Annotated in this window: 20 protein-coding genes; 8 read left to right on the top strand and 12 right to left on the bottom strand. The window is 72.8% G+C overall.

Going from position 1 to position 20,989, the window contains the following annotated elements; all coding sequences use genetic code 11:
* Window positions 1–11: 11 nt before the first annotated feature.
* From cobT to ACIPUC_RS30310, 3 genes are read right to left on the bottom strand one after another with little or no spacing between them, the layout of a single operon-like run.
* Window positions 12–1,076, bottom strand: coding sequence for a nicotinate-nucleotide--dimethylbenzimidazole phosphoribosyltransferase (gene cobT / locus ACIPUC_RS30320; protein ID WP_446587516.1), 1,065 nt, complete (start codon window positions 1,074–1,076; stop codon window positions 12–14).
* A 33-nt stretch (window positions 1,077–1,109) separates the two neighbouring features.
* Entirely contained in the window at window positions 1,110–2,030 is a 921-nt protein-coding gene (locus ACIPUC_RS30315) for a DMT family transporter (protein WP_446587518.1), read from the bottom strand.
* 13 nt (window positions 2,031–2,043) lie between these two features.
* Entirely contained in the window at window positions 2,044–3,249 is a 1,206-nt protein-coding gene (locus ACIPUC_RS30310; protein WP_446587519.1) for a bifunctional adenosylcobinamide kinase/adenosylcobinamide-phosphate guanylyltransferase, read from the bottom strand.
* Window positions 3,250–3,342: 93 nt separating this feature from the next.
* On the opposite strand from ACIPUC_RS30310, the gene ACIPUC_RS30305 reads away from it, so the two are divergent.
* Window positions 3,343–3,555: a hypothetical protein gene (locus ACIPUC_RS30305; RefSeq protein ID WP_446587521.1), complete on the top strand. Its 213-nt coding sequence runs from the start codon at window positions 3,343–3,345 to the stop codon at window positions 3,553–3,555.
* Window positions 3,556–3,669: 114 nt separating this feature from the next.
* Here ACIPUC_RS30305 and ACIPUC_RS30300 read toward each other — a convergent pair whose 3' ends face one another.
* Together ACIPUC_RS30300 and ACIPUC_RS30295 are read right to left on the bottom strand one after the other, a co-directional pair.
* Window positions 3,670–4,428: a class I SAM-dependent methyltransferase gene (locus tag ACIPUC_RS30300; protein WP_446587682.1), complete on the bottom strand. Its 759-nt coding sequence runs from the start codon at window positions 4,426–4,428 to the stop codon at window positions 3,670–3,672.
* Window positions 4,429–4,490: 62 nt separating this feature from the next.
* The gene (locus ACIPUC_RS30295; protein ID WP_446587523.1) at window positions 4,491–5,099 is read right to left on the bottom strand and encodes a DUF3043 domain-containing protein; all 609 of its coding nucleotides are present in this window, start codon (window positions 5,097–5,099) and stop codon (window positions 4,491–4,493) included.
* A gap of 282 nt (window positions 5,100–5,381) precedes the next feature.
* Between ACIPUC_RS30295 and ACIPUC_RS30290 the strand changes: the two genes are divergently transcribed.
* Window positions 5,382–6,176 carry a PspA/IM30 family protein gene (locus tag ACIPUC_RS30290; RefSeq protein ID WP_446587525.1) on the top strand — a complete coding sequence of 265 codons (795 nt, stop codon included), beginning with the start codon at window positions 5,382–5,384 and terminating at the stop codon, window positions 6,174–6,176.
* 13 nt (window positions 6,177–6,189) lie between these two features.
* Complete coding sequence (gene pspAA / locus ACIPUC_RS30285; protein ID WP_446587527.1) at window positions 6,190–6,468, top strand: PspA-associated protein PspAA; 279 nt, start codon at window positions 6,190–6,192, stop codon at window positions 6,466–6,468.
* 69 nt (window positions 6,469–6,537) lie between these two features.
* Here pspAA and ACIPUC_RS30280 read toward each other — a convergent pair whose 3' ends face one another.
* Window positions 6,538–7,314: a hypothetical protein gene (locus ACIPUC_RS30280; RefSeq protein ID WP_446587529.1), complete on the bottom strand. Its 777-nt coding sequence runs from the start codon at window positions 7,312–7,314 to the stop codon at window positions 6,538–6,540.
* A 70-nt stretch (window positions 7,315–7,384) separates the two neighbouring features.
* Here ACIPUC_RS30280 and ACIPUC_RS30275 point away from each other — a divergent pair, with 70 nt between their 5' ends.
* A complete protein-coding gene (locus ACIPUC_RS30275) occupies window positions 7,385–8,206 on the top strand; it encodes an adenosylcobinamide-GDP ribazoletransferase (protein ID WP_446587531.1) in 822 nt (273 codons plus the stop codon).
* Window positions 8,207–8,258: 52 nt separating this feature from the next.
* Here ACIPUC_RS30275 and ACIPUC_RS30270 read toward each other — a convergent pair whose 3' ends face one another.
* Window positions 8,259–9,155 carry an alpha/beta fold hydrolase gene (locus ACIPUC_RS30270; RefSeq protein WP_446587533.1) on the bottom strand — a complete coding sequence of 299 codons (897 nt, stop codon included), beginning with the start codon at window positions 9,153–9,155 and terminating at the stop codon, window positions 8,259–8,261.
* A 106-nt stretch (window positions 9,156–9,261) separates the two neighbouring features.
* Between ACIPUC_RS30270 and ACIPUC_RS30265 the strand changes: the two genes are divergently transcribed.
* Both ACIPUC_RS30265 and ACIPUC_RS30260 read left to right on the top strand, forming a co-directional pair.
* Window positions 9,262–9,987: a response regulator gene (locus ACIPUC_RS30265; protein WP_446587535.1), complete on the top strand. Its 726-nt coding sequence runs from the start codon at window positions 9,262–9,264 to the stop codon at window positions 9,985–9,987.
* A gap of 146 nt (window positions 9,988–10,133) precedes the next feature.
* Window positions 10,134–13,253: an efflux RND transporter permease subunit gene (locus tag ACIPUC_RS30260; RefSeq protein ID WP_446587537.1), complete on the top strand. Its 3,120-nt coding sequence runs from the start codon at window positions 10,134–10,136 to the stop codon at window positions 13,251–13,253.
* A gap of 53 nt (window positions 13,254–13,306) precedes the next feature.
* On the opposite strand, the gene ACIPUC_RS30255 is transcribed toward ACIPUC_RS30260, so the two are convergent.
* From ACIPUC_RS30255 to nadA, 3 genes are all read right to left on the bottom strand, one after another.
* On the bottom strand, window positions 13,307–15,613 hold the full coding sequence (locus ACIPUC_RS30255) for a caspase, EACC1-associated type (RefSeq protein ID WP_446587539.1): 2,307 nt from the start codon (window positions 15,611–15,613) through the stop codon (window positions 13,307–13,309).
* Window positions 15,600–15,989: a hypothetical protein gene (locus tag ACIPUC_RS30250; protein WP_446587540.1), complete on the bottom strand. Its 390-nt coding sequence runs from the start codon at window positions 15,987–15,989 to the stop codon at window positions 15,600–15,602. The genes ACIPUC_RS30255 and ACIPUC_RS30250 overlap by 14 nt, the downstream gene beginning before the upstream one ends.
* 84 nt (window positions 15,990–16,073) lie before the next feature.
* Window positions 16,074–17,261: a quinolinate synthase NadA gene (gene nadA, locus ACIPUC_RS30245; protein ID WP_446587542.1), complete on the bottom strand. Its 1,188-nt coding sequence runs from the start codon at window positions 17,259–17,261 to the stop codon at window positions 16,074–16,076.
* 324 nt (window positions 17,262–17,585) lie between these two features.
* Between nadA and erpA the strand changes: the two genes are divergently transcribed.
* A complete protein-coding gene (gene erpA, locus ACIPUC_RS30240) occupies window positions 17,586–17,942 on the top strand; it encodes an iron-sulfur cluster insertion protein ErpA (protein WP_030010511.1) in 357 nt (118 codons plus the stop codon).
* A 73-nt stretch (window positions 17,943–18,015) separates the two neighbouring features.
* On the opposite strand, the gene ACIPUC_RS30235 is transcribed toward erpA, so the two are convergent.
* Complete coding sequence (locus tag ACIPUC_RS30235; protein WP_446587545.1) at window positions 18,016–19,470, bottom strand: hypothetical protein; 1,455 nt, start codon at window positions 19,468–19,470, stop codon at window positions 18,016–18,018.
* 73 nt (window positions 19,471–19,543) lie between these two features.
* On the bottom strand, window positions 19,544–19,783 hold the full coding sequence (locus ACIPUC_RS30230; protein ID WP_446587547.1) for a hypothetical protein: 240 nt from the start codon (window positions 19,781–19,783) through the stop codon (window positions 19,544–19,546).
* 133 nt (window positions 19,784–19,916) lie between these two features.
* Here ACIPUC_RS30230 and ACIPUC_RS30225 point away from each other — a divergent pair, with 133 nt between their 5' ends.
* Window positions 19,917–20,891, top strand: a complete 975-nt coding sequence (locus tag ACIPUC_RS30225) for a carbohydrate kinase family protein (protein WP_446587549.1) — start codon at window positions 19,917–19,919, stop codon at window positions 20,889–20,891.
* Window positions 20,892–20,989: the final 98 nt, after the last annotated feature.

The raw sequence follows: 20,989 nt of genomic DNA, 5'->3' as shown, positions 1-20,989 counted from the left end.
ACCCCGGCGGCTCACTCCGCCGGCTCCTGCGCCGCCTGTTCCGGGAGTTCCGCCGCGAGTGCGGCGGCCGCCTGGACCAGGGGGAGGGCCAGCAGCGCCCCGGTACCTTCTCCCACAGTGACGCCGTGATCGAGCACGGGGTTGAGTGCCATCCGGTCCAGGGCCTTCGACTGGCCGGGCTCACCGCTCGCCTGGCCGGCCAGCCACCAGTCGGGGGCGCGGAACGCGGCCCGCTGGGCCACCAGGCCGCAGGCCGCCGAGACGACGCCGTCGAGGATGACCGGCGTACGGCGCACCGCGCACTGGAGCAGGAAGCCGGTGATGGCGGCCAGGTCGGCCCCGCCCACCGCGGCCAGCAGCGCGATCTGGTCGCCGAGGACCGGCCGGGCCCGGCGCAGCGCGTCGCGGATGGCCGCGCACTTGCGCATCCAGGCCAGGTCGTCGATGGGCAGGCCGCCGCGGCCGGTGACCACCGAGGCGTCGGTTCCGCACAGGGCGGCGACGAGGGTCGCGGCCGCCGTGGTCCCGCCGACGCTGAGGTCGCCGAGGACGACCAGGTCCGTACCGGAGTCGGCCTCCTCGTCGGCGATCTTGATGCCGAGCTCCAGGGCGGCGCGGGCCTCCTCGGGGGTGAGCGCGTCCTCCTTGTCGATCCGGCCGCTGCCGCGCCGCACGCGGTGGCGGACCACGTCCGCGGGGAGCAGCTCGGGGTCGCAGTCGAGCCCGGCGTCGACGATCCGCACGGTGGCGCCGAGCCGGCCGGCGAGGATGGCGACGGGGCTGGACCCGTCCAGCACGCTCCGCACCAGCTCGTGGGCGCTGGACGCGGACCGGGCGGAGACCCCCTCGGAGGCGATCCCGTGGTCGGCGGCGAACAGCACCACGCGGGGGCGCTCGATCGGCGCGACCGGCACCCGGCCCTGCGCGGCGGCGAGCCACTCGGCGAGTTCGTCGAGCCGGCCCAGCGCGCCGGGCGGCACGGCGAGGCGTTCACGGCGTTCCTCGGCGTCACGCCGGACGCCCCCGTCGGGGCGCTCGATCAGATCGGAGAAGTCGTCGAGATTCAGCGTGCTCATCTGCCAGAGAGTACAGCCGGTAAGGCCCTCCCCTCAGGGCCTGTCCTGGGGCCCGTCCGTGGGCCCGTCCCGGTGTCGGCCGGGCCTCAGGGCACCGAGGTGCACGCCTGCCATCACGAGGGGTGCGCCGAGCAGCAGACCCACCGTCAGCTCCTCGTCGTCGAGCCAGGCGGAGAGCATGATCGTGACCACCGGGATGACGACGAAGACGTAGGCCGCGCGGGACGCGCCCCAATGGCGCACCACCACCAGATAGAAGACGAACGTCAGCACCGAGCCCGCCACGACCATGTAGGCCAGCGCCCACCAGGTCGCCGTCCGCTCCGGCAGCCGCCAGGTGTCCCCGACGGCGAAGGAGCCGACGAGCAGCAACGCCGTCGCGGCGCCCATGCCCACCGCGTTCATCGTCACCGGGTGCACCGGCGGCAGGCGGTGCACGAGCACGGTCGCCTCGGCGAAGGACAGCACGGCGCCCAGCATGGCCAGCAGGGACAGCACCGGCACGTCGCCCTGCAGCGGAGCCCGCGAGGCCAGTGCCACCCCGGCGGCCGCGACGAGCGTGCCCAGCAGCGCGGACCTCCGGAAGGATTCCTGACGCTGCGCCACCACCAGCAACAAGGCCACCAGCGGAACCAGGGCCAGCAGCGTCTGGCCCAGACCCGCGTGGATGCGGACCAGCGCGTAGTAGGCCAGGGCGAAGGTCACCCCGAAGTTGAGGATCCCGTACAGCACGGCGCCGGCCAGCGCCCGACCGCGCGGCAGGGCGAGGCGCATGACGGCCATGACCGCCAGCAGCAGCAGCGCGGCCGCCCCGAACCGCACCGACGCGCCCCACAGCGGATCGAGTTCGCGGTTGCTGAACCGCACGCCCACCGCGTTGCCGCCGCCCAGCAGGCAGCACCCGGCGAATGCGGCGAGGCCGGTTCTCTCTCCGCCGAGGCGCGACGGCTCCACGGGATCACCCCAGCTATTCCTTGAGTACGAGCGCCTGCCCCGCGACGACGAGGAGCACGTGCTCGCACTGGCCGGCGACCGTCGCGTTCAGGCGGCCCAGTTCGTCGCGGAAGCGGCGGCCCGAGGCCGTCGCCGGGACGATCCCGGACCCGACCTCGTTGCTGACCAGCACCACCCGGCGGCGGGTCGCGCGTACGGCGGCCACCAGCTCGGCGATCCGGTCGCGCAGCTCGTGCTGCCCGGTCTTGGCCCATACCTCGTCGTCCCAGGCCCCGGCCCGGTCCATCGCGTCCGTCAGCCACAGCGCCAGACAGTCGATCAGCAGCGGCGGACCCGCGTCGGCGAGCAGCGGGACCAGGTCGCAGCTCTCCACGGTCCGCCAGCTCGCGGGCCGCCGCTCCCGGTGCAGCCCGACCCGCTGGGCCCATTCCGCGTCGCCGTCCCGGCTGCCGCCGGTGGCCACGTAGACCACCTCGGGGAAAGCCTCCAGGCGCCGCTCCGCCTCGACGGACTTGCCGGAGCGGGCCCCGCCCAGCACCAGCGTCCGGCGCGGCAGGTCCGGGACCGCGTGGTACTCCCCGACGATCACCGTGCTCCCGTCCGGCACCGCCCGGGCCCCCGCGGCCGCGCACCGGCGCGCCAGCTCCCGGCCGGGCGCGACGTCGTGGTCGAGGTGGACGGCGACCACGTCCGTGGCCGGGCCCACCGCGCCGCTGGCCCGCAGCCGGGCGAGGGCCTCGGGCCGCCCCAGCACATCGGCCAGGACCATGTCGTACGGGCGGTGGCCGGTCCGCCCCTTCGTCCCCGCCGGGGCCCCGCCGGGCGGCAGGTACAGCAGCCGGCCGCCGTCCGGGCCCGTCACCTCGTACCCGGTGCCCGGCGCGTCCATCGGCACCGCCCGCACCCGGTGCCCGGAGATCACCGACAGCTCCCGCCCGTCCGGTACCCGCCCGGCGGCCGGCAGCCCCGGCGGCAGCTCCACGGGGGGCCCGTCGTGCGGGTGGGTCAGCAGGACCTGCCGTACACCGGCCAGCGAATGCCCGGCGCGGGCGCCCGCCAGCACCGCCCCGGGGGTCAGGTCGAGCAGCAGCGCGCCGTCGACGAGGACGGCCGTGGCGGCGCGCGCCCGGGTACCGACGGAGAGCGCGCAGGCCGCACAGGGGCAGCCGGGGCGGGGCAGGCCCTCGGGTGTGCCGGTGCCGAGCAGAGTGAGTTCCACAGGGAGATCCTCCCGCGTCGCCGGGAGTGGTGCGCGCCCGGTTACTCTGCGGGCAGACTCAAGGCGAGCAGCGGACGAGCAACGGAGGCGGACATGGCGTGGACGTGGCGGTTCGAGACGGCCGAGGGCACGGAGACGAGCCCGGCGGTGGAACCGGAGGAGTTCACCACGCAGGGGGACGCGGAGTCCTGGATCGGTGAGGTCTGGAAGGAGCTGCTGGAGGGCGGTGTCGAGCAGGTGAAGCTGTCCGACGACGGCGGTACCGAGCTCTACACGATGAGCCTGCGCGCGGCGCTCGACGCGTAGCCCCTGCCGCGGGGCTGGGTTGCCACGGAGGGCAATTCCAGCCTCGCCGGCGTTCGAGGCGCGGGGGTGTGGGGGCGGAGCCGCCGCAAACGCCCCGCGCAGCGGGGCACGGCGTCAGCCCCGCACACCGCACAGGTGCAGCAGCGCGGCCACGCCCCGGTAGGGGTCGGTGCGCCCGGCGCGGTCCTCGGCGGCCAGCAGCCGCTCCAGCTCCTCCTCGGGCGGCAGGCTCTCGCCCGCCTCGGTGCCGTCGGTGAAGACGCGCACGCCGTACCAGGACTGCAGGGGCGCCCCGATCCCGCTCAGCGTGGCCGTCAGCCCGGCCAGCCGGTCGGCCCGTACGTCCATGCCCAGCCGGTTGCGGTAGTCGACGCTGTCGAAGGCGGTCAGCGCGCCCGTCCAGTCACCGCCCAGCCCGGGCCGCATGGCGAGCGCGTCGCCGTTGCGCACCAGCAGGGACAGCAGTCCGCCGGGTGCCAGCATCCGGGCCAGCCCGGCGAGCATGGCGTCCGGCTCGGGCACGTACATCAGCACCCCGTGGCACAGCACCACGTCGAAGCTGCCCGGCAGGAAGTGGGCGCCGGTCTCGCGGCCGTCGCCCTCCATGAGCCGGACCCGGTCGCGGATCCCGGCGGGTTCCGCCTCCAGCGCCTCGCGGGCGACGGCGAGCATCCCCGGGTCCTTCTCCAGGCCGGTCACCTTGTGCCCGGCGCGGGCGAGGCGCAGCGCCTGGGTGCCCTGGCCCATGCCGACGTCGAGAACGCGCAGCCGCTGCCCGACCGGGAAGCGCTGCGCGATCTGCTCGTCGACCTGCCGGCCCACGAGTTCCTGCCGGACCGCGTTGCGCAGTCCGCCCAGGCCCTCGAGCCACAGCCGGGCTCCTCCAGGACCACCCCAGGCGAAACCGTCCCCCGACGCTCCGGGCGTGCCTCGGCTCAGGGCCGTTCCCCGCGCTTGACCTGCGGCTTGGGCAGGCGCAGCCGGCGCATCTGGAGGGTGCGCATGAGGCCGTACGCGACGGCGCCGCGGCGGGGCTCGTTCGCGAAGCGCTCGTTGAGGGCCTTGCGGAGGCGGAACACCAGGCCGATGGAGTCGACCACGATCAGGGCGATCACGCCCATCCACAGGGTCAGCGCGATGTTCTGGATGGACGGCACGCGCACCATGCTCAGCACCAGGATGATCACTGCCAGGGGCAGGAACATCTCGGCGACCGAGAAGCGGGAGTCCACGTAGTCGCGGACGAACCTGCGGACGGGGCCCTTGTCGCGCGCGGGCAGGTACCGCTCGTCGCCGCTGGCCAGCGCCTCGCGCTGCTTGGCCATCTCTACACGGCGGCGTTCACGGGCTCGCTTGGCGTCCTCCTTGCGGTTGCCGGTCGAGGCCACGACGGCCTTGCGCTGCGACTGGGCCACAGCACGCTTCGGCGTCGGGCGGCCCTTCGGGGCCTGCGGGTCACGAGGCTGCGAGAGGTCGGCGCTCACCTTGTCGGCGGCGGCGTCCTTCTCTTCCTTGGAGGAGCGGTTACCAAACACAAAACCCAAGCCTACGTGGTTGCGGGCATGGGCCCCACCCCGGTGGGGAACGATCCGGCAACGGCGGGCGTCTTCCCCCGTACAGGGAGCGCGCGGTGGCCCGCTGTCCGCACCGGTCCGTACCGGTCGGGGGCCCACCTACTCCTTACGCCTGACAGGGCGGGGACGTAGTCGTCCTGGAGGAGGAGCGCATCCGTACTCGAACAGTGCGGTAATGGAGACAGGGCCCGTACTGTGGGTCCTGTTGGTGACCTGGAGCACAGTCCGTCTAGAAGGGGGCGCGCGAAGCCCATGAGCGGTGTCATGAAGCGTATGGGGATGATCTTCCGCGCGAAGGCGAACAAGGCCCTGGACCGGGCCGAGGACCCGCGCGAGACCCTCGACTACTCCTACCAGAAGCAGCTCGAGCTGCTTCAGAAGGTGCGCCGCGGCGTCGCCGACGTGGCGACCTCCCGCAAGCGCCTGGAACTGCAGCTGAACCAGCTCCAGAGCCAGTCCGGAAAGCTGGAGGACCAGGGCCGCAAGGCCCTCGCCCTGGGCCGCGAGGACCTGGCCCGCGAGGCCCTGTCCCGCCGTGCCTCCCTCCAGCAGCAGGTCAGCGACCTGGAGGCGCAGCACCAGACCCTGCAGGGCGAGGAGGAGAAGCTGACCCTCGCCTCCCAGCGGCTGCAGGCCAAGGTGGACGCCTTCCGCACCAAGAAGGAGACCATCAAGGCCACCTACACGGCCGCGCAGGCCCAGACCCGGATCGCGGAGTCCTTCTCCGGCATCTCCGAGGAGATGAGCGACGTCGGCCTGGCCATCCAGCGGGCCGAGGACAAGACCGCCCAGCTCCAGGCCCGTGCCGGAGCGATCGACGAGCTGCTGGCCTCCGGCGCGCTCGACGACCAGAGCGGGCTCGGTTCCAAGGACGACATCCAGGCCGAGCTGGACCGCCTGTCGGGCGGTACGGACGTGGAGCTGGAGCTCCAGCGGATGAAGGCCGAACTGGCGGGCGGCCCGTCCGCCCAGCAGCAGGCCCTCGAGGGCGGCGCCCCGGGCACCGCCCAGCAGCCCCAGACCCAGCACCGGTTCGACAAGCAGTAGGACGGGGTCCGTCATGATTGTCCGCATCATGGGGGAAGGCCAGGTGATGGTGGCCGACAGCCACTTCACCGAGCTCAACAAGCTGGACGACGAGCTGCTCGCGGAGATGGAGGGCGGTGACGAGGAGGGCTTCCGGCGCACGCTGGGCGCGCTGCTCGATGCCGTACGGCGGCTCGGCGAGCCGCTTCCCGACGAGGCGCTGGAGCCGTCGGAGCTGATCCTGCCCGGGGACGACGCGACCCTCGACGAGGTCAGGGAGATGCTCAGCGACAACGGCCTGATCCCGGGCTGAGCGCACGCCAGGCCACACCGACACGGTGGCGGGCCCGCTCCGGACTCCCCGGGGCGGGCCCGCCGCCGTTCAGTGCCCCGGCGGCTTCTTCAGGGAGACGGCGGGCCGCTCCGGGTCCGGGGTTCCCCCGATGAAGTTCTCGAACCTGCGCCGCGGTCCCGACCAGCGCCGGTCGTGGTGGAAGGCGCGCAGCCCGGCCTTGGCGCGGGCGCGCGGCCGGTTCGCGTAGAACTTCTTCGCGTACGGGGATCCGGGGCGGGCCAGCCGGACCGCGCCGATGAGCGCAACGAAGGGGATGACCACGCCGAAGACGGCCGTGCGCGCCTTGCCCTTCCACAGGGCGATCAGGGCCAGGAAGAAGTTGGTGGCCGTGTTCATGGCGACCAGCCCGCGGCTCTGCCGTTCCTCGGCGGTCAGGTCGTTCACCCCGAAGGGCACGAACCCGCCCAGGACCAGGGCCACCAGAGCGGCCGTCAGGACCACGACCTCCACGCTCTTGCGGCCCTCCTCGCTCCAGTACACGTCGTCGAGGTGCAGGATCAGCGCGAACTCGTCCAGGACCAGGCCCGCGCCCAAGCCGAAGATGACGGCCGAGAGTCCGGCGCCGAAGCCGTGCCGGGCGCTGCCGACCGCTCCGAAGCCGCCGATGATCACGAGGATGACGCCGGGCACCACGTGGTGGACGTGGATGCCGCCCGGGGTGACGTTCTTGAAGGGCCCCCTGCCGGCCCGGATCATCCGGGTGATCACACGGGTGACCAGGAACGACGTCACGAAGGAGAGCAGGGCGAGGAGCATGGGCAGCTTCCCCGGTTCGATGATGTTCCGATACCACCAGTGACCCATCCCACTGACTCCCTGTTTGGTAGGTAATGGGCAATTTACCGGTCACGGTGGGCGGGTAGCGTTCGCGCCGATGACAGATTCGTTCGAAGATCCGCCCCCCGCCCCGCCGGCGGACCGCGCCTCGTTCGCCGACGGCGTCCGCTTCGCGTTCGGCACGCTGACCGTGCTGCCCGCCCGCATCACCCGCTGGGACCGCCCCGCCGCCCGCACCGGCATGGCCTGCGCCCCGCTCGCCGGGCTGGTCGTCGGCCTGTGCGCCGCCGTGCCCGGGGCGCTCCTGCTGGTGCTCGGCGGGGGCCCGCTGCTCGCCGCGGCCGTCACCGTCGCCGTCCCGGCGGCGCTCACCCGGGGCCTGCACCTGGACGGACTCGCCGACACGGCGGACGGCCTGGGCAGCGCCAAACCCGCCGACCAGGCCCTGCGGATCATGAAGCAGTCCGACATCGGCCCCTTCGGCGTCGTGACCCTGGTGCTCGCCCTGCTGGTGCAGGTGGCCGCCGTGGCCGACGCCTACGCCGACAGCTGGATCCGCGGCGCCCTGGCCGCGGTGACCGCCGCCGTCACCGCTCGCCTGGCCATGACCCTCGCCTCCCGCGAGGGGGTCCCGGCCGCCCGCCCGGAGGGCCTCGGCGCGGCCGTCGCCGGGGTGGTGCCGCGCGCCGCGGCCACCGCCGTCACCGCCGCGGTCGTCGCGCTCGCCGCGGCCGCCGCCCTCCCCCTGGGCCTCCCGGCCGCCGGCCGCGCCGCCGTGGCGGTCCTGGCCGCGCTCCTCGTCGCGGAACTGCTCCTGCGCCGCTGCGTCCGCCGGTTCGACGGCGTCACCGGCGACGTCTTCGGAGCCCTGGCCGAGGTCTCCGCGACCACCGCCCTGATCGTCCTCGCCCTGGGCTGACGGCCGGGGGCTGACGGCCGGGGGGTGCCCGGCCGCCCCGACGCCGGGCCGGTCAGCCACTGGTGCGCGATTGCTCCGCGTCGTGGAGGAACTCGGGAACCCGGGCGTTGAAGGCCTGCACGGGGATGCCGTGTGCGGCGCCGGGTATGACCTCGGTCCGTACGTCCGGGATCAGGCGACGCGCACGGGCCTCGGCGCGGCGGGAGTCCATGACGCGGTCGGCGCCGCCGAGCAGCACGAGCGTGGGCACGGCGACCGAGCGCAACTCCTCATCGCTCATGCGCTGTGGCTGCGGCAGCCGGATCCTGAAGCCGCGCATCGCCTCCAGCGACAGCCGCACCCCCGCCTCGGCCTCCTCCGGGGGTGCGCCCGTCTCACCGATGAGGCCGGTGAACCAGCGGTGCTGGAGGCTCTCGGAGCCGCTCAGCAAGGCGGCGACGGAGCCGAGCAGGAAGCCCGCCTTGAGCGGGGCCAGGGCACGGGGCGGTTCGTACACCGTGACGGACACCATGCGCTCCGGCCTGCGTGCGGCGTGCCGGAGCGCGACGTAGCCGCCGTACGAGTGCCCGATCAGGTGGACGCGCTGCAGGCCCAGCCCGGTGAGCGTCTCCTCCAGCCAGGCCGCCGTGTCGTCGGCGCCGCCGATCCGACGGCTCTGCGTGCTGTATCCGGGCTCGCCCACGCGGTCGACGGCCAGCACGCGGCGGCCCTGCCGGGCCAACGCGACGACATGCGGGGCCCATTCGACGGGCGTCGCGCTCTGCCCGTGCAGGAGCACCACCGGTGTCCGGTCACCCGCACCGTAGGTGTGGACCCGGGTCCTTCCGAAACGGGTCGCGACGTCCTGCTCCTCGCGCGGATCGGGCCAGTACGCCATGGCGCGGTCATAGGCGGCCAGGACACGCGCTCGCGCGGTGTCATCGGTGAAGCAGCTGATCCGTGCGGCCATCGTCGACTTCCCCCGTCTGGCGGCCCGTGCGGCCCCCGCGGACGCGATCTTCGCAAGGGCAGGCCCGGCACGGTCCACCGGGGCTCACGCGCCTACTGTGGGGCGTATGACCGAGCCTGCCGACGCCATCCCCGTACGCCCGATCAGGGTGCTGCTCGCCGACGACCAGGCGCTGCTGCGCAGTGCGTTCAAGGTGCTCGTCGACTCCGAGCCGGACATGGAGGTCGTCGGGGAGGCCTCCGACGGGGCGCAGGCCTACGCGATGGCCCGCCGGACCCTTGCCGACGTCGTGCTCATGGACATCCGGATGCCCGGGACCGACGGGCTCGCCGCCACCCGCATGATCAGCGGCGACCCGGAACTGGCCGCCGTGCGCGTGGTCATGCTGACGACCTTCGAGGTCGACGAGTACGTGGCCGCCGCCCTGCGGGCCGGCGCCTCCGGCTTCCTCGGCAAGGGCGCCGAGCCCGAGGACCTCCTCAACGCCATCCGTGTCGCCCACGCCGGCGAGGCGCTGCTCTCGCCGGCCGCCACCAAGGGGCTCATCGCCACCTTCCTCGCCCAGGGCGGCGGCGCCGACCCGGCCGCCGCCGCGGCCGTCGCCGGATCGCACGCGGAGCGGCTCGCCGCGCTGACCGTCCGGGAGCGCGAGGTCCTCGTCCACGTCGCCGCGGGACTGTCCAACGACGGGATCGCCGGACGGCTCGAGGTCAGCCCGCTCACCGTCAAGACCCACGTGAACCGGGCCATGGCCAAGCTCGGTGCCCGCGACAGGGCCCAATTGGTGGTCATTGCCTACGAATCGGGACTGGTCCGGCCCCGGGCCGAGTAGCGGCGGGAGCGGATGGAGTAGTGCGGCGTACTCCGGACGCGGTATGCCGCACATAAGGACGGGACCTGCGAGCGACGCAACGGCGCCGCGGCGTGCGAAAGGCTGGAGTGCCCTTCGCCGACGTCACAGCAGAGAGATCCCTATCCATGTCCTGGCTGTCCCGCTTCAGCCTTGCCCAAAGGGCGTTGATCGGCCTCGTGTCGATCGTCGCGCTCCTCTTCGGCGCCATAGCCATCCCGCAGCTCAAGCAGCAGCTGCTGCCCTCCATCGAACTGCCGATGGTGTCCGTGCTCGCGCCGTACCAGGGCGCCTCGCCCGACGTGGTGGAGAAGCAGGTCGTCGAGCCGATCGAAGCCATGCTCAAGGGCGTTGACGGCATCACCGGCATCACCTCCACCGCCAGCGAGGGCAACGCCCTCGTCATGGCCACCTTCGACTACGGCGACAGCGGCACCAAGCAGCTCGTCGCGGACGTCCAGCAGGCCGTCAACCGGGCCCGCGTCCGGCTGCCCGCCGAGGTGGATCCGCAGGTGGTGGCCGGTTCCACCGACGACATCCCGACCGTCATCCTCGCCGTCACCTCCGACAAGGACCAGCAGGCCCTCGCCGACCAGCTGGAACGTTCCGTCGTCCCCGTCCTGTCGGACATCGAGGGCGTCGGCCAGGTCACCGTGGACGGCGTCCAGGACCTCCAGGTCGCCGTCACCCCCGACAACGCCAAGCTCGCGGCCGCCGGCCTCGACGGCGCCGCCCTCGCCCAAGGCCTCCAGGCGGGCGGCGCGACCGTACCCGCCGGCTCCTTCGACGAGGAGGGCAAGAACCGGACCGTCCGCGTGGGCGCCGGCTACACCTCCCTCGCCCAGGTCGAGGACCTGCGCCTGAGCCCCGGCCCCGGCAAGCCGGCCGTCCGCCTCGGCGACGTCGCCACCGTGAAGCAGGAGGCGGCCAAGGCCGTCTCGATCACCCGCACCAAAAGCAAGCCCAGCCTCGCCCTCGTCCTGACCATGGACAAGGACGGCAGCGCCGTCGCCATCTCCGACGCGGTCAAGGACAAGCTGCCCGAGCTGCGTTCCACGCTCGGCTCCGGCGCCGACCTGACCGTCGTGAGCGACCAGGGCCCGGCCGTCGCCAAGTCCATCTCCAGCCTCACCACCGAGGGCCTGCTCGGCCTGCTCTTCGCGGTGATCGTGATCCTGGTCTTCCTGGCCTCGCTGCGCTCGACCCTGGTCACCGCGGTCTCCATCCCGCTGTCCGTGGTCCTCGCGCTCGTCGTGCTCTGGACCCGCGACCTGTCGCTCAACATGCTGACGCTGGGCGCGCTCACCATCGCCATCGGCCGCGTCGTCGACGACTCGATCGTGGTGCTGGAGAACATCAAGCGCCACCTCGGCTACGGCGAGGAGCGCGAGGCCGCCATCATCACCGCGGTCAAGGAGGTCGCCGGCGCGGTCACCTCCTCCACGCTGACCACCGTCGCCGTCTTCCTGCCGATCGGCCTGGTCGGCGGCATGATCGGCGAGCTCTTCGGCTCCTTCTCGCTCACCGTCACCGCCGCCCTGCTGGCCTCGCTGCTCGTGTCGCTGACGGTCGTGCCGGTGCTCTCGTACTGGTTCCTCAGCGCGCCGAAGGGCGCTGCCGAGGACCCCGCGAAGGCCCGTCGCGACGCCGAGGAGAAGGAGGCGCGCAGCAAGCTCCAGCGGATCTACGTACGGGTCCTGGGCTTCGCCACCCGGCGCCGCCTGACCAGCGTGGCCATCGCGGTCGTCATCCTCATCGGCACCTTCGGGATGACCCCGCTGCTGAAGACCAACTTCTTCGACCAGGGGGAGCAGGACGTCCTGACGGTCAAGCAGGAGCTGGCCCCCGGCACCTCGCTGGCCGCCTCCGACGAGGCGAGCCGCAAGATCGAGCAGGCGCTGGCCTCGGTCGAGGGCGTCAAGAGCTACCAGGTCACCGTCGGCTCCTCCGGCTTCCTCGCCGCCTTCGGTGGCGGTACGGGCTCCAACCAGGCCTCGTACCAGGTCACCGTGAAGGACTCCGGCACGGCGGAGGCCGTCAAGAAGCAGATCGAGGGCAGGCTGGCCGCCCTCGACGGCATCGGCGAGACCCGGATCGCGGCGGGCGACGGCTTCGGCAGCCAGAACCTGAGCGTCGTCGTCAAGGCCGGAGACGGCGAGGTCCTCGCCAAGGCCGCCGAGCAGGTCCGCGCGGAAGTGGCAAAGCTGGGGAACGTCACCGACGTACAGAGCGACCTGTCGCAGTCCGTGCCGCGGATCTCGGTCACCGCCACCCCCAAGGCCGCGGACGCGGGCCTGAACCAGGCCGCGCTCGGCGCGATCGTCGCCCAGGCCGTACGGGGCAACCCGGCGGGCAAGGCCGTCCTGGACAACACCGAGCGCGACATCGTCATCAAGTCCGCCCAGCCCGCCACCACCCTGGCCGAACTGCAGGCCCTGCCGGTCGGCCCGCTCAAGCTCGGCGACATCGCCGAGGTCAAGGTGGTCCCCGGCCCCGTCGCGATGACCCGGATCGACGGCGCCCGCGCCGCCACCGTCACGGCGAAGCCGCTGGGCGACAACACGGGCGCGGTCAGCGCCGAGCTCCAGACCAAGCTCAAGGACCTGGACCTGCCGGAGGGCGCCACGGCCTCCATCGGCGGCGTCTCGGAGGACCAGGACGAGGCCTTCGCCTCGCTGGGCCTGGCCATGTTCGCGGCCATCGCGATCGTGTTCATGCTGCTGGTCGCGACCTTCCGGTCGCTGATCCAGCCGCTGATCCTGCTGGTCTCCATCCCGTTCGCGGCGACCGGCGCGCTCGGCCTGCTGATCGTCACCGGCACCCCGATGGGCGTCCCGGCGATGATCGGCATGCTGATGCTCATCGGCATCGTGGTGACCAACGCGATCGTCCTGATCGACCTGGTCAACCAGTACCGCGCCCAGGGCCTGGGCGTCGTGGAAGCCGTCGTCGAAGGCGGCCGCCACCGGCTCCGCCCCATCCTGATGACGGCCCTGGCGACGATCTTCGCGCTGCTTCCGATGGCGCTCGGCGTCACCGGCGAGGGCGGCTTCATCTCGCAGCCGCTCGCGGTCGTGGTGATCGGCGGCCTGGTCAGCTCGACCCTGCTGACCCTGCTCCTGGTGCCGACCCTCTACACGATGGTCGAGCTCCGCAAGGAACGCCGCCGGGCGAAGAAGACGGCCCGCCTGACGGTGGTCCCGAACCCGGCGCAGCCCTCGGACGAGGAGTCCCCGGCAACGGTCTGACCATGACCGTGCCGTAGCGGAAGGGGCGTCCCGCAATCGCGGGGCGCCCCTTCTCAGACAAGCGACAAGTAGGCGGCCACGGCCGCCTCGACGGCGTGCAGCATCACCCAGGTCTGCGTGGCGGGAGTCCAGACCCAGGCGTCCTCGGACGGGGCGACCAGGCCGCGTACGGCTTCGTACGTGAGCGCGGGCCACGCCGTACCGATCCGCTCGACCAGCCCGCCCGGATCCTGCTCTCCGTGGTTCTCGGCCAGGGCCCGCAGCGGCTGGGCGAACGCCCGCAGCAGCGCTGCGGTGACCTCGTCCTGCGCGTCGAGCCGCTGCGCCAGCACCGCCAGAGCGGCGGCCTCGCCCGGCAGCGCGCCGCGGACCAGGGTGGCCTGCCCACACCGCACGGCCTGCCGTACCTCCGCGATGTGCTGCTGGAGCGCCGCTTCGTCCGCCCCGCCGACGAAGATCTCGGCGACTTTCCCGGCCAGCAGCTGCCCTTCGAGGAATGCCCGGTCCTCCCCGCTGTTCTCGGTGCGGAGGTGCTCGAGGTACGCGGCATGGTCCTCGGTGTTCCCGCCGCCGCCGACCAGGGCCGTCCTGTGCGCCGTGGCGACCACGAGCCGGGCGGTGCCGAGGTGCTTGGCGCCGTACCCCGAGGTCTCGGCCCCGCTCAGGCGGCGGGCACCGGTGAAGCGCGACACGATCTCGCACTGGGCCCGCAGCCACACGGGGTTCAGACCGGGGAGGGGGACGGCCATGTACGGAGCGTCCCGGAAGCGTGCCGCGAGAGCGGCGAGGGTCTCCTCCGCGAAACGCGGGGCCACGACGATCAGGGCGCCCACGCTCTTCGTGGCGGGCCACACGCCGACGACTTCCGGCTTTGCGGCGGGCCACCGGGCGACGTCTTCCGGGGAGAGCGGGTGTTCGAAGAGCAGCACGTCGGCGTTGCGCAGTACCGTCCATCCCGTCGCTTCGTCGGCGGGGAGGTGCGGCGACCGATGGCCGCCCAGGACGCAGGCCCCGGATACGCGGTGGGTGGAGGGGGTGGTGGAGCCGGCGGACGGTTCCACCATGACGAAGGCGCCGAGCCCCGCGCCGTGTACGGCCCTGACCACGTTCCAGGCGAGGGAGGGGTGCGCCTGCGCCGGGGCGACGGCACGGCGCAGGTCCGCCTCGCTGACGGTCACTCCGGAGGGTGACCACTCGAAAAGGAGGTTCCGGGCCGCTTCGAGGACCGCTGAGACGGTTCTCCCCAGCACGGTGGGGTGGGAGCCCCGCGCCAGCGGCGGCTGGAGTGCACGGACCAGTGCTTCGAGGAGCACGACCGCGGTCGCGGTGCCGTCCCCGGCCCGCCCGTACTGGTCGGCCACGAGATCGCGGACGAGGCCGACACCCAGCGCCGCGTGGCCGGACCCGGCCGGCAGCGCCGCGACGATCTCCCGGGTGTCCGTGCTGGTGTACGGGGTCCCGTCCGGACCCGGGAGCAGGACGCGGCGCGGGACGGGCCCCAGGGTCCGGCGCAGCGGCGCGGCCGCGGCCGAGATGCCGGCGAGGATCTCGACGGCCGGGCTGGCGAGGGCCGGCAGCGGCTGGGGGAGGGGCTGCGGCGCCGAGCCGGTGGCGGCCCGGCGGGCCACCTTCAGCGTGCCCTGGCCGCCCAGGATCCAGCGCAGGGGGCTCTGGCGGGCGTCGCGGGCCAGCATCTCCTCGCGGACGTGGCCGTACAGGTCCTCCACGGAGACCCAGCCGTCGCCGTCCCGGTCCGCCCGGCCCGACCGCAGGCCCTCCAGCGCCGCCGCGGTGAAGACGGACAGCTTCCCCTCCCCCGTCTCGGTGACGGGGCCGTCGCCCTCCCAGGCCTGCTGGAGGGCGTCCGTGGCCGTGATCACCGCGACGCCGGTGTCCTCGAACTCCTCCAGCAGGTGCACGGACGTGTCCGCGGACTTCGCGCCGCCCGGCCTGAACGCCCCGCTGTAGCAGCAGTCGAGCAGCACCAGGATCTTGCGCGAGTTGCACCCGGTCAGCCGGCCGTTGACGAAGGCCGCCGGGACGGAGGTGGACTCCAGGAGGTCCCGGTCGGTGTCCGCGGCGGCGAAGTACAGCTGGAGCTTCGAGTCCTTGATGCCGTGGCAGGACAGGTACAGCAGCAGCTGGTCGTCCGGCTTGCGGCGGACGAAGAAGCGCTCGATCTCGCGCCGTACGACATGCGCCGGCTGGTCGATGACGGGCCGGACCGCGTAGCCGCCGATGCCGGGGTCGCTGAGCACTTCGGACAGCTTCATCGCGTCCAGGCCCGGGGAGCTCAGCTGGTTGAGCCGGGTGTCCTCGTACGACGAGGTGGCGACGACCAGCGCCTCACGCACCGCCACCGGGTGGCTCCTCCGCCCTCGTGGTCCGGCTGATGAAGTGGTCGAGGAGCCGCTGCCGCTCCGCGTCGGTCAGCCGCGCGGCCTCGAACTCGTCCTCCCCGATGCGCACGCGCACCTGCCGGGAGCCCGCCCACTGCACCCAGGACTCGAACGCCGCGACCACGGCCGCGAACAGCGGCGGTCCCACGGCCACCAGGATCTCGGCGGTCGTCAGGCCACCGGACTTGGACCCCGGCGGCGCGGGCAGCTCCCGTACGCGGACCTCGTCCACGCCCAGTTCGTCCAGCGCGGCCACCAGCTCGGCGCGGGCTTCCTCCTGAGCCTGCGCGTCGGCGTCCGGACCCGCGTCGGCCAGTACCTCGATGTAGCGCGTCATGGCGATCAACTCCCCCTTCGTAGGGGGGAGGTTAAACGAAAGGGGCACCCCTCGGGGTGCCCCTTTCGCTGATCGGTGCGGCGGCTACGGCAGCGCGAGCATGCGCTCCAGGGCCAGCTTCGCGAAGCTCTCGGTCTCCTTGTCGACCTGGATCTGGTTGACGAGGTTGCCCTCGGCCAGGGACTCCAGGGTCCACACCAGGTGGGGGAGGTCGATGCGGTTCATCGTCGAGCAGAAGCAGACCGTCTTGTCGAGGAAGACGACCTCCTTGTCCTCTGCGGCGAATCGGTTCGCCAGGCGGCGGACCAGGTTCAGCTCGGTGCCGATCGCCCACTTGGAACCGGCCGGGGCCGCCTCCAGCGCCTTGATGATGTACTCCGTCGAGCCGACGTAGTCCGCGGCCGCCACGACCTCGTGCTTGCACTCGGGGTGGACCAGGACGTTCACACCGGGGATGCGGGCGCGCACGTCGTTGACCGAGTCGACCGAGAACCGGCCGTGCACCGAGCAGTGCCCGCGCCACAGGATCATCTTGGCGCCCCGCAGCTGCTCGGCGGTCAGGCCGCCGTTCGGCTTGTGCGGGTTGTACAGGACGCAGTCGTCCAGGGACATGCCCATGTCGCGGACGGCGGTGTTGCGGCCCAGGTGCTGGTCCGGGAGGAAGAGGACCTTCTCGCCCTGCTCGAACGCCCACTCCAGGGCCTTCTTCGCGTTGGACGAGGTGCAGATCGTGCCGCCGTGCTTGCCGGTGAAGGCCTTGATGTCGGCGGAGGAGTTCATGTACGAGACGGGGACCGTCGCACCGGCTATGCCGGCCTCGGTCAGCACGTCCCAGCACTCCGCGACCTGCTCGGCGGTGGCCATGTCGGCCATCGAGCAGCCCGCGGCCAGGTCCGGCAGGACCACCTTCTGGTCGTCCGAGGTCAGGATGTCCGCGGACTCGGCCATGAAGTGCACGCCGCAGAAGACGATGTACTCGGCCTCCGGCTTGGCGGCCGCGTCCTTGGCCAGCTTGAAGGAGTCACCGGTGACGTCGGCGAACTCGATGACCTCGTCACGCTGGTAGTGGTGGCCGAGGATGAAGACCTTGTCCCCGAGCTTCTCCTTGGCCGCGCGGGCGCGCGCCACGAGGTCCGGGTCCGACGGCGAGGGCAGGTCGCCGGGGCATTCCACCCCGCGCTCGCTCTTGGGGTCGGCTTCGCGGCCGAGCAGCAGCAGGGCGAGGGGCGTCGGCTGGACGTCCAAAGGCTGGGCGGTGGTCACGACACGCACCCTTTCTGTTCTGCGACGAGGTACTGACGAGGTACTGACAAGGGACTTCTTCTGGCGCCGGTTCGACTTCTCGTCTACTTGACGCTATCTATCATAACCGCTTCACGTCAGTTTGACGATGCCGATAGTGTCAATGTGACGCATCACCCCGTCGATGCCGTCGATCCGCAGGGGGCGCCCGACCCGTGGTGTGCGAGCATGAATATCTGAAACAAGCGTCGGGTCCCGGAATGAATCCGCGGTCCCGCTCGTTGCCACCGACGGCAAGAGTCCGACGTTTCCCTGCCTCCGGCGGGGAGCCGCCCACTTCGGGAGTGAATGCAGATGTCCGTACAGGACGACAAGACCACTGTGAGCGACGGCATCCTCCTGTCCGACGCCGCCGCCGAGAAGGTCAGGACCCTGCTGGAGCAGGAAGGCCGCGATGACCTGGCGCTCCGCGTCGCCGTCCAGCCCGGCGGCTGCTCCGGCCTGCGCTACCAGCTCTTCTTCGACGAGCGCTCCCTCGACGGCGACGTCGTGAAGGACTTCGACGGCGTGAAGGTCGTCACCGACCGGATGAGCTCCCCGTACCTGCACGGTGCGTCCATCGACTTCGTCGACACCATCGAGAAGCAGGGCTTCACGATCGACAACCCGAACGCCACGGGCTCCTGCGCCTGCGGCGACTCGTTCAGCTAAGCCTGGACCGTACGCACGCCCGAGGGCCCGCCCCCGTCGCACACGCGACCGGAGGCGGGCCCTCGTCGTGCGCCTACTGCCGGGGGAGCGGCTTGCCCGTGGTCGCGTCGACCACCTTCCGGTCGCCCAGCGGCTTCTCGAGCGTCACCGTGACGGACATCTCCTGCGCGAGCATGATGCAGGCCTGACCCGGCTGGTTCGGCGTGTCCGTGATCTTCACCAGGACCGCGTCGGCGGACTCCCGGGCCGACGCGGAGTAGCTGCTGCAGACGCTGCCCCAGAAGTTCACGGTCAGCTTCCGGTCGGCCTGCGCGTACGAGAATCCGGGCACGGTACGACCGTCCTTCGGGCCGGGGACCGGCGTGCCGGCGTCCTGCGCGGCGGCGGCCGGCTCGGCCACCGTGCGGCCGGGGGCGTCGCCCTTGCCCGCCACCTCGAACAGCCAGGCCGGAACCAGACCCCGGGCCCCGTCCACCGTCCCGGACACCAGGCCCAGCACGGCGCCCTTGACCGTCTCCGTGCGCGGCGGCTTCATCGGGCGCGGCTCCGGGTTGCACGGCGGCGTGTCCGTGGCTCCCACCGGATGGTCCGGATCCAGCGGGACCGAGGTCGCGCAGCCGCTGGGCCCGGTACCGGTGCCGCCCGAACCGCCCGAGCGCGCGTTCAGCCGGGCCAGCGCCTCCACGGCCCCGACCACCTTCTGATCGGCCGCCCGTACGGGGGCCGTCAGCTCGCCGCTGCCCGCCACCACCGAGCCGTCGTCCCCCACGCTCACGGTGGTGGACCAGCCCTGCGTGGGCAGCCCGCCGACCACCGGGTCCGCGGTCACCACCCGTACGGAGCCGTGCGTCAGCCGGGCGTCCAGCTTCGCCTCGTCCTGGCCGACGGCGGCCAGCACCGGGCGGGCCGCCGCCTTGGCGGCCTCCTCGGACACCGGCTTGCCGGAGCTCGCGTTCCCCGCGTCCCGCGGCAGGGTGGCGGGGCCGCAGGTGTCCTTGCCGCGGACGCAGTCGTCGCCGGCCCCGTTGCCCGTCCCGTTTCCGGTCCCCGCCTGGAAGCGGCTGAAGTTCCATGTCCCCGGGGCCGTACGGGCCACCGTGAGCCGGGGCCCGGACCCGTCGGCGGCCTCCCCGGCCAGCCAGACGTCCCCGTTCAGCCGCGGTGTGCCCGGCACGCCCAGGGCCGCGGCGAGGCGGGCCGCCTGCGCCGAGGTGACCTCACCGGTCGCGCTGAAGGAGGGCGCGGAGGCCGGCGCCTCCGGCAGCGTGACGTCGGCCCGGTAGACCACGCCCTCGCCGGACGGGTCGGGCTCCCCGGGCGCGATGCCCGGGCCCGACGGGTCGCCCGCGTCACGGGGCGCGGAGGCCGCGCTCCCCTCCGTACGGGGGCCCGCACCGTCGCCGTGGGCGGTGGACGCCCAGTACGCGGTACCGCCGCCCGTCAGCAGGACGGCAGCCGCGATCGAGCCGACGGCCCAGGACGGCCGCCGTCGTGTACCGCGTGGTGTGCCGGGTTGTTCGCTGGTCACCGCATCGCTCCTCTACCTGTCCCGTCCTGCCTGATGCGGGTGGGACGGAACGCAGGCGCAACCGGTTCCCGTCCTACTGGTCCCCGTACGCCGCGGTGGAGGCGATCAGCCGCGCCGAGGCCGGCGGGACGCTGATCCCGTGGATCTGCGAGGGTGCCACGCGGACCGGCCGGGGACCCGCGGGAACCGCCCAGTGCGGGGCCATCCGGGCGCAGTCTCCCAGCAACCGGGCGAAACCCGGCTGCCGCGAGCCTTCCGCGCCGCGCCTGTCGGCGGTGTACTCGGAGTAGCCGAAGTCGTCGGTATACGTCATGCAGGCACCGTAGGCACCGCGCCGTACGGGAAGAAAGACCTACTACGGGGTAGTTTCGGCCGTTCGGCTCCGGGCCGTTGACCGGGTAGTTTTGACTGTCCCCCTCGCCTTCCTCCGCAGGAGCGTCCACGCCGTGCGCATCGCAGTCACCGGCTCCATCGCCACCGACCACCTCATGACCTTCCCCGGCCGTTTCGCCGACCAGCTGGTCGCGGACCAGCTGCACACGGTCTCCCTCTCCTTCCTCGTCGACAACCTCGACGTCCGGCGGGGCGGTGTCGGCCCGAACATCTGCTTCGGCATGGGTCAGCTCGGCACCCGCCCGATCCTCGTCGGCGCCGCCGGCTACGACTTCGACGAGTACCGCGCCTGGCTCGACCGGCACGGCGTCGACACCGAGTCCGTCCGGATCTCCGAGGTGCTGCACACCGCGCGCTTCGTGTGCACCACGGACGCCGACCACAACCAGATCGGCTCCTTCTACACGGGCGCGATGAGCGAGGCCCGCCTGATCGAGCTGAAGGCCGTCGCCGACCGGGTGGGCGGCCTGGACCTGGTCCTGATCGGCGCGGACGACCCCGAGGCGATGCTGCGCCACACGGAGGAGTGCCGGACGCGGGGGATCCCCTTCGCCGCCGACTTCTCGCAGCAGATCGCCCGGATGGACGGCGAGAACATCCGCACCCTGATGGAGGGCGCGACGTACCTCTTCTCGAACGAGTACGAGAAGGGCCTCATCGAGTCCAAGTCGGGCTGGTCGGACGCGGAGATCCTGGCGAAGGTCGGCACGCGGGTGACCACGCTGGGCTCGAACGGCGTCCGGATCGAGCGGGTCGGCGAGGCCCCCCTCGTGATCGGCTGCCCGGAGGAGAACGCGAAGGTCGACCCGACGGGTGTCGGCGACGCGTTCCGCGCCGGCTTCCTGACCGGGCTGACCTGGGGCGTCGGCCTGGAGCGCGCCGCGCAGGTCGGCTGCATGCTCGCCACCCTCGTGATCGAGACCCTGGGCACGCAGGAGTACACCCTGGCCCGGGCCCACTTCATGGAGCGCTTCACGAAGGCGTACGGCGACGAGGCCGCGGCCGAAGTCCAGGCCCACCTGTCGTAGCCCCCGCCAGGGGTGGGGGGGGGGCGCCCCCCCCCCCCCCCCGGGGGCCCCCCCCCCCCGGGCCCGGGGCGGGCCCCCCCCCCCCCCCGCCGCGGCGC

Source organism: Streptomyces sp. LARHCF249, from assembly GCF_052871255.1.
Note: the sequence above shows the minus strand (reverse complement) of the source record. Positions and strands in the feature narration are given on the sequence as shown.

Coding starts and splice junctions, on each gene's coding strand:
- cobT (WP_446587516.1), bottom strand. CDS start 1,076: ATGAGCACGCTGAATCTCGACGACTTCTCCGATCTGATCGAGCGCCCC.
- ACIPUC_RS30305 (WP_446587521.1), top strand. CDS start 3,343: ATGGCGTGGACGTGGCGGTTCGAGACGGCCGAGGGCACGGAGACGAGC.
- ACIPUC_RS30290 (WP_446587525.1), top strand. CDS start 5,382: ATGAGCGGTGTCATGAAGCGTATGGGGATGATCTTCCGCGCGAAGGCG.
- pspAA (WP_446587527.1), top strand. CDS start 6,190: ATGATTGTCCGCATCATGGGGGAAGGCCAGGTGATGGTGGCCGACAGC.
- ACIPUC_RS30280 (WP_446587529.1), bottom strand. CDS start 7,314: ATGGGTCACTGGTGGTATCGGAACATCATCGAACCGGGGAAGCTGCCC.
- ACIPUC_RS30275 (WP_446587531.1), top strand. CDS start 7,385: ATGACAGATTCGTTCGAAGATCCGCCCCCCGCCCCGCCGGCGGACCGC.
- ACIPUC_RS30270 (WP_446587533.1), bottom strand. CDS start 9,155: ATGGCCGCACGGATCAGCTGCTTCACCGATGACACCGCGCGAGCGCGT.
- ACIPUC_RS30265 (WP_446587535.1), top strand. CDS start 9,262: ATGACCGAGCCTGCCGACGCCATCCCCGTACGCCCGATCAGGGTGCTG.
- ACIPUC_RS30260 (WP_446587537.1), top strand. CDS start 10,134: ATGTCCTGGCTGTCCCGCTTCAGCCTTGCCCAAAGGGCGTTGATCGGC.
- ACIPUC_RS30250 (WP_446587540.1), bottom strand. CDS start 15,989: ATGACGCGCTACATCGAGGTACTGGCCGACGCGGGTCCGGACGCCGAC.
- erpA (WP_030010511.1), top strand. CDS start 17,586: ATGTCCGTACAGGACGACAAGACCACTGTGAGCGACGGCATCCTCCTG.
- ACIPUC_RS30230 (WP_446587547.1), bottom strand. CDS start 19,783: ATGACGTATACCGACGACTTCGGCTACTCCGAGTACACCGCCGACAGG.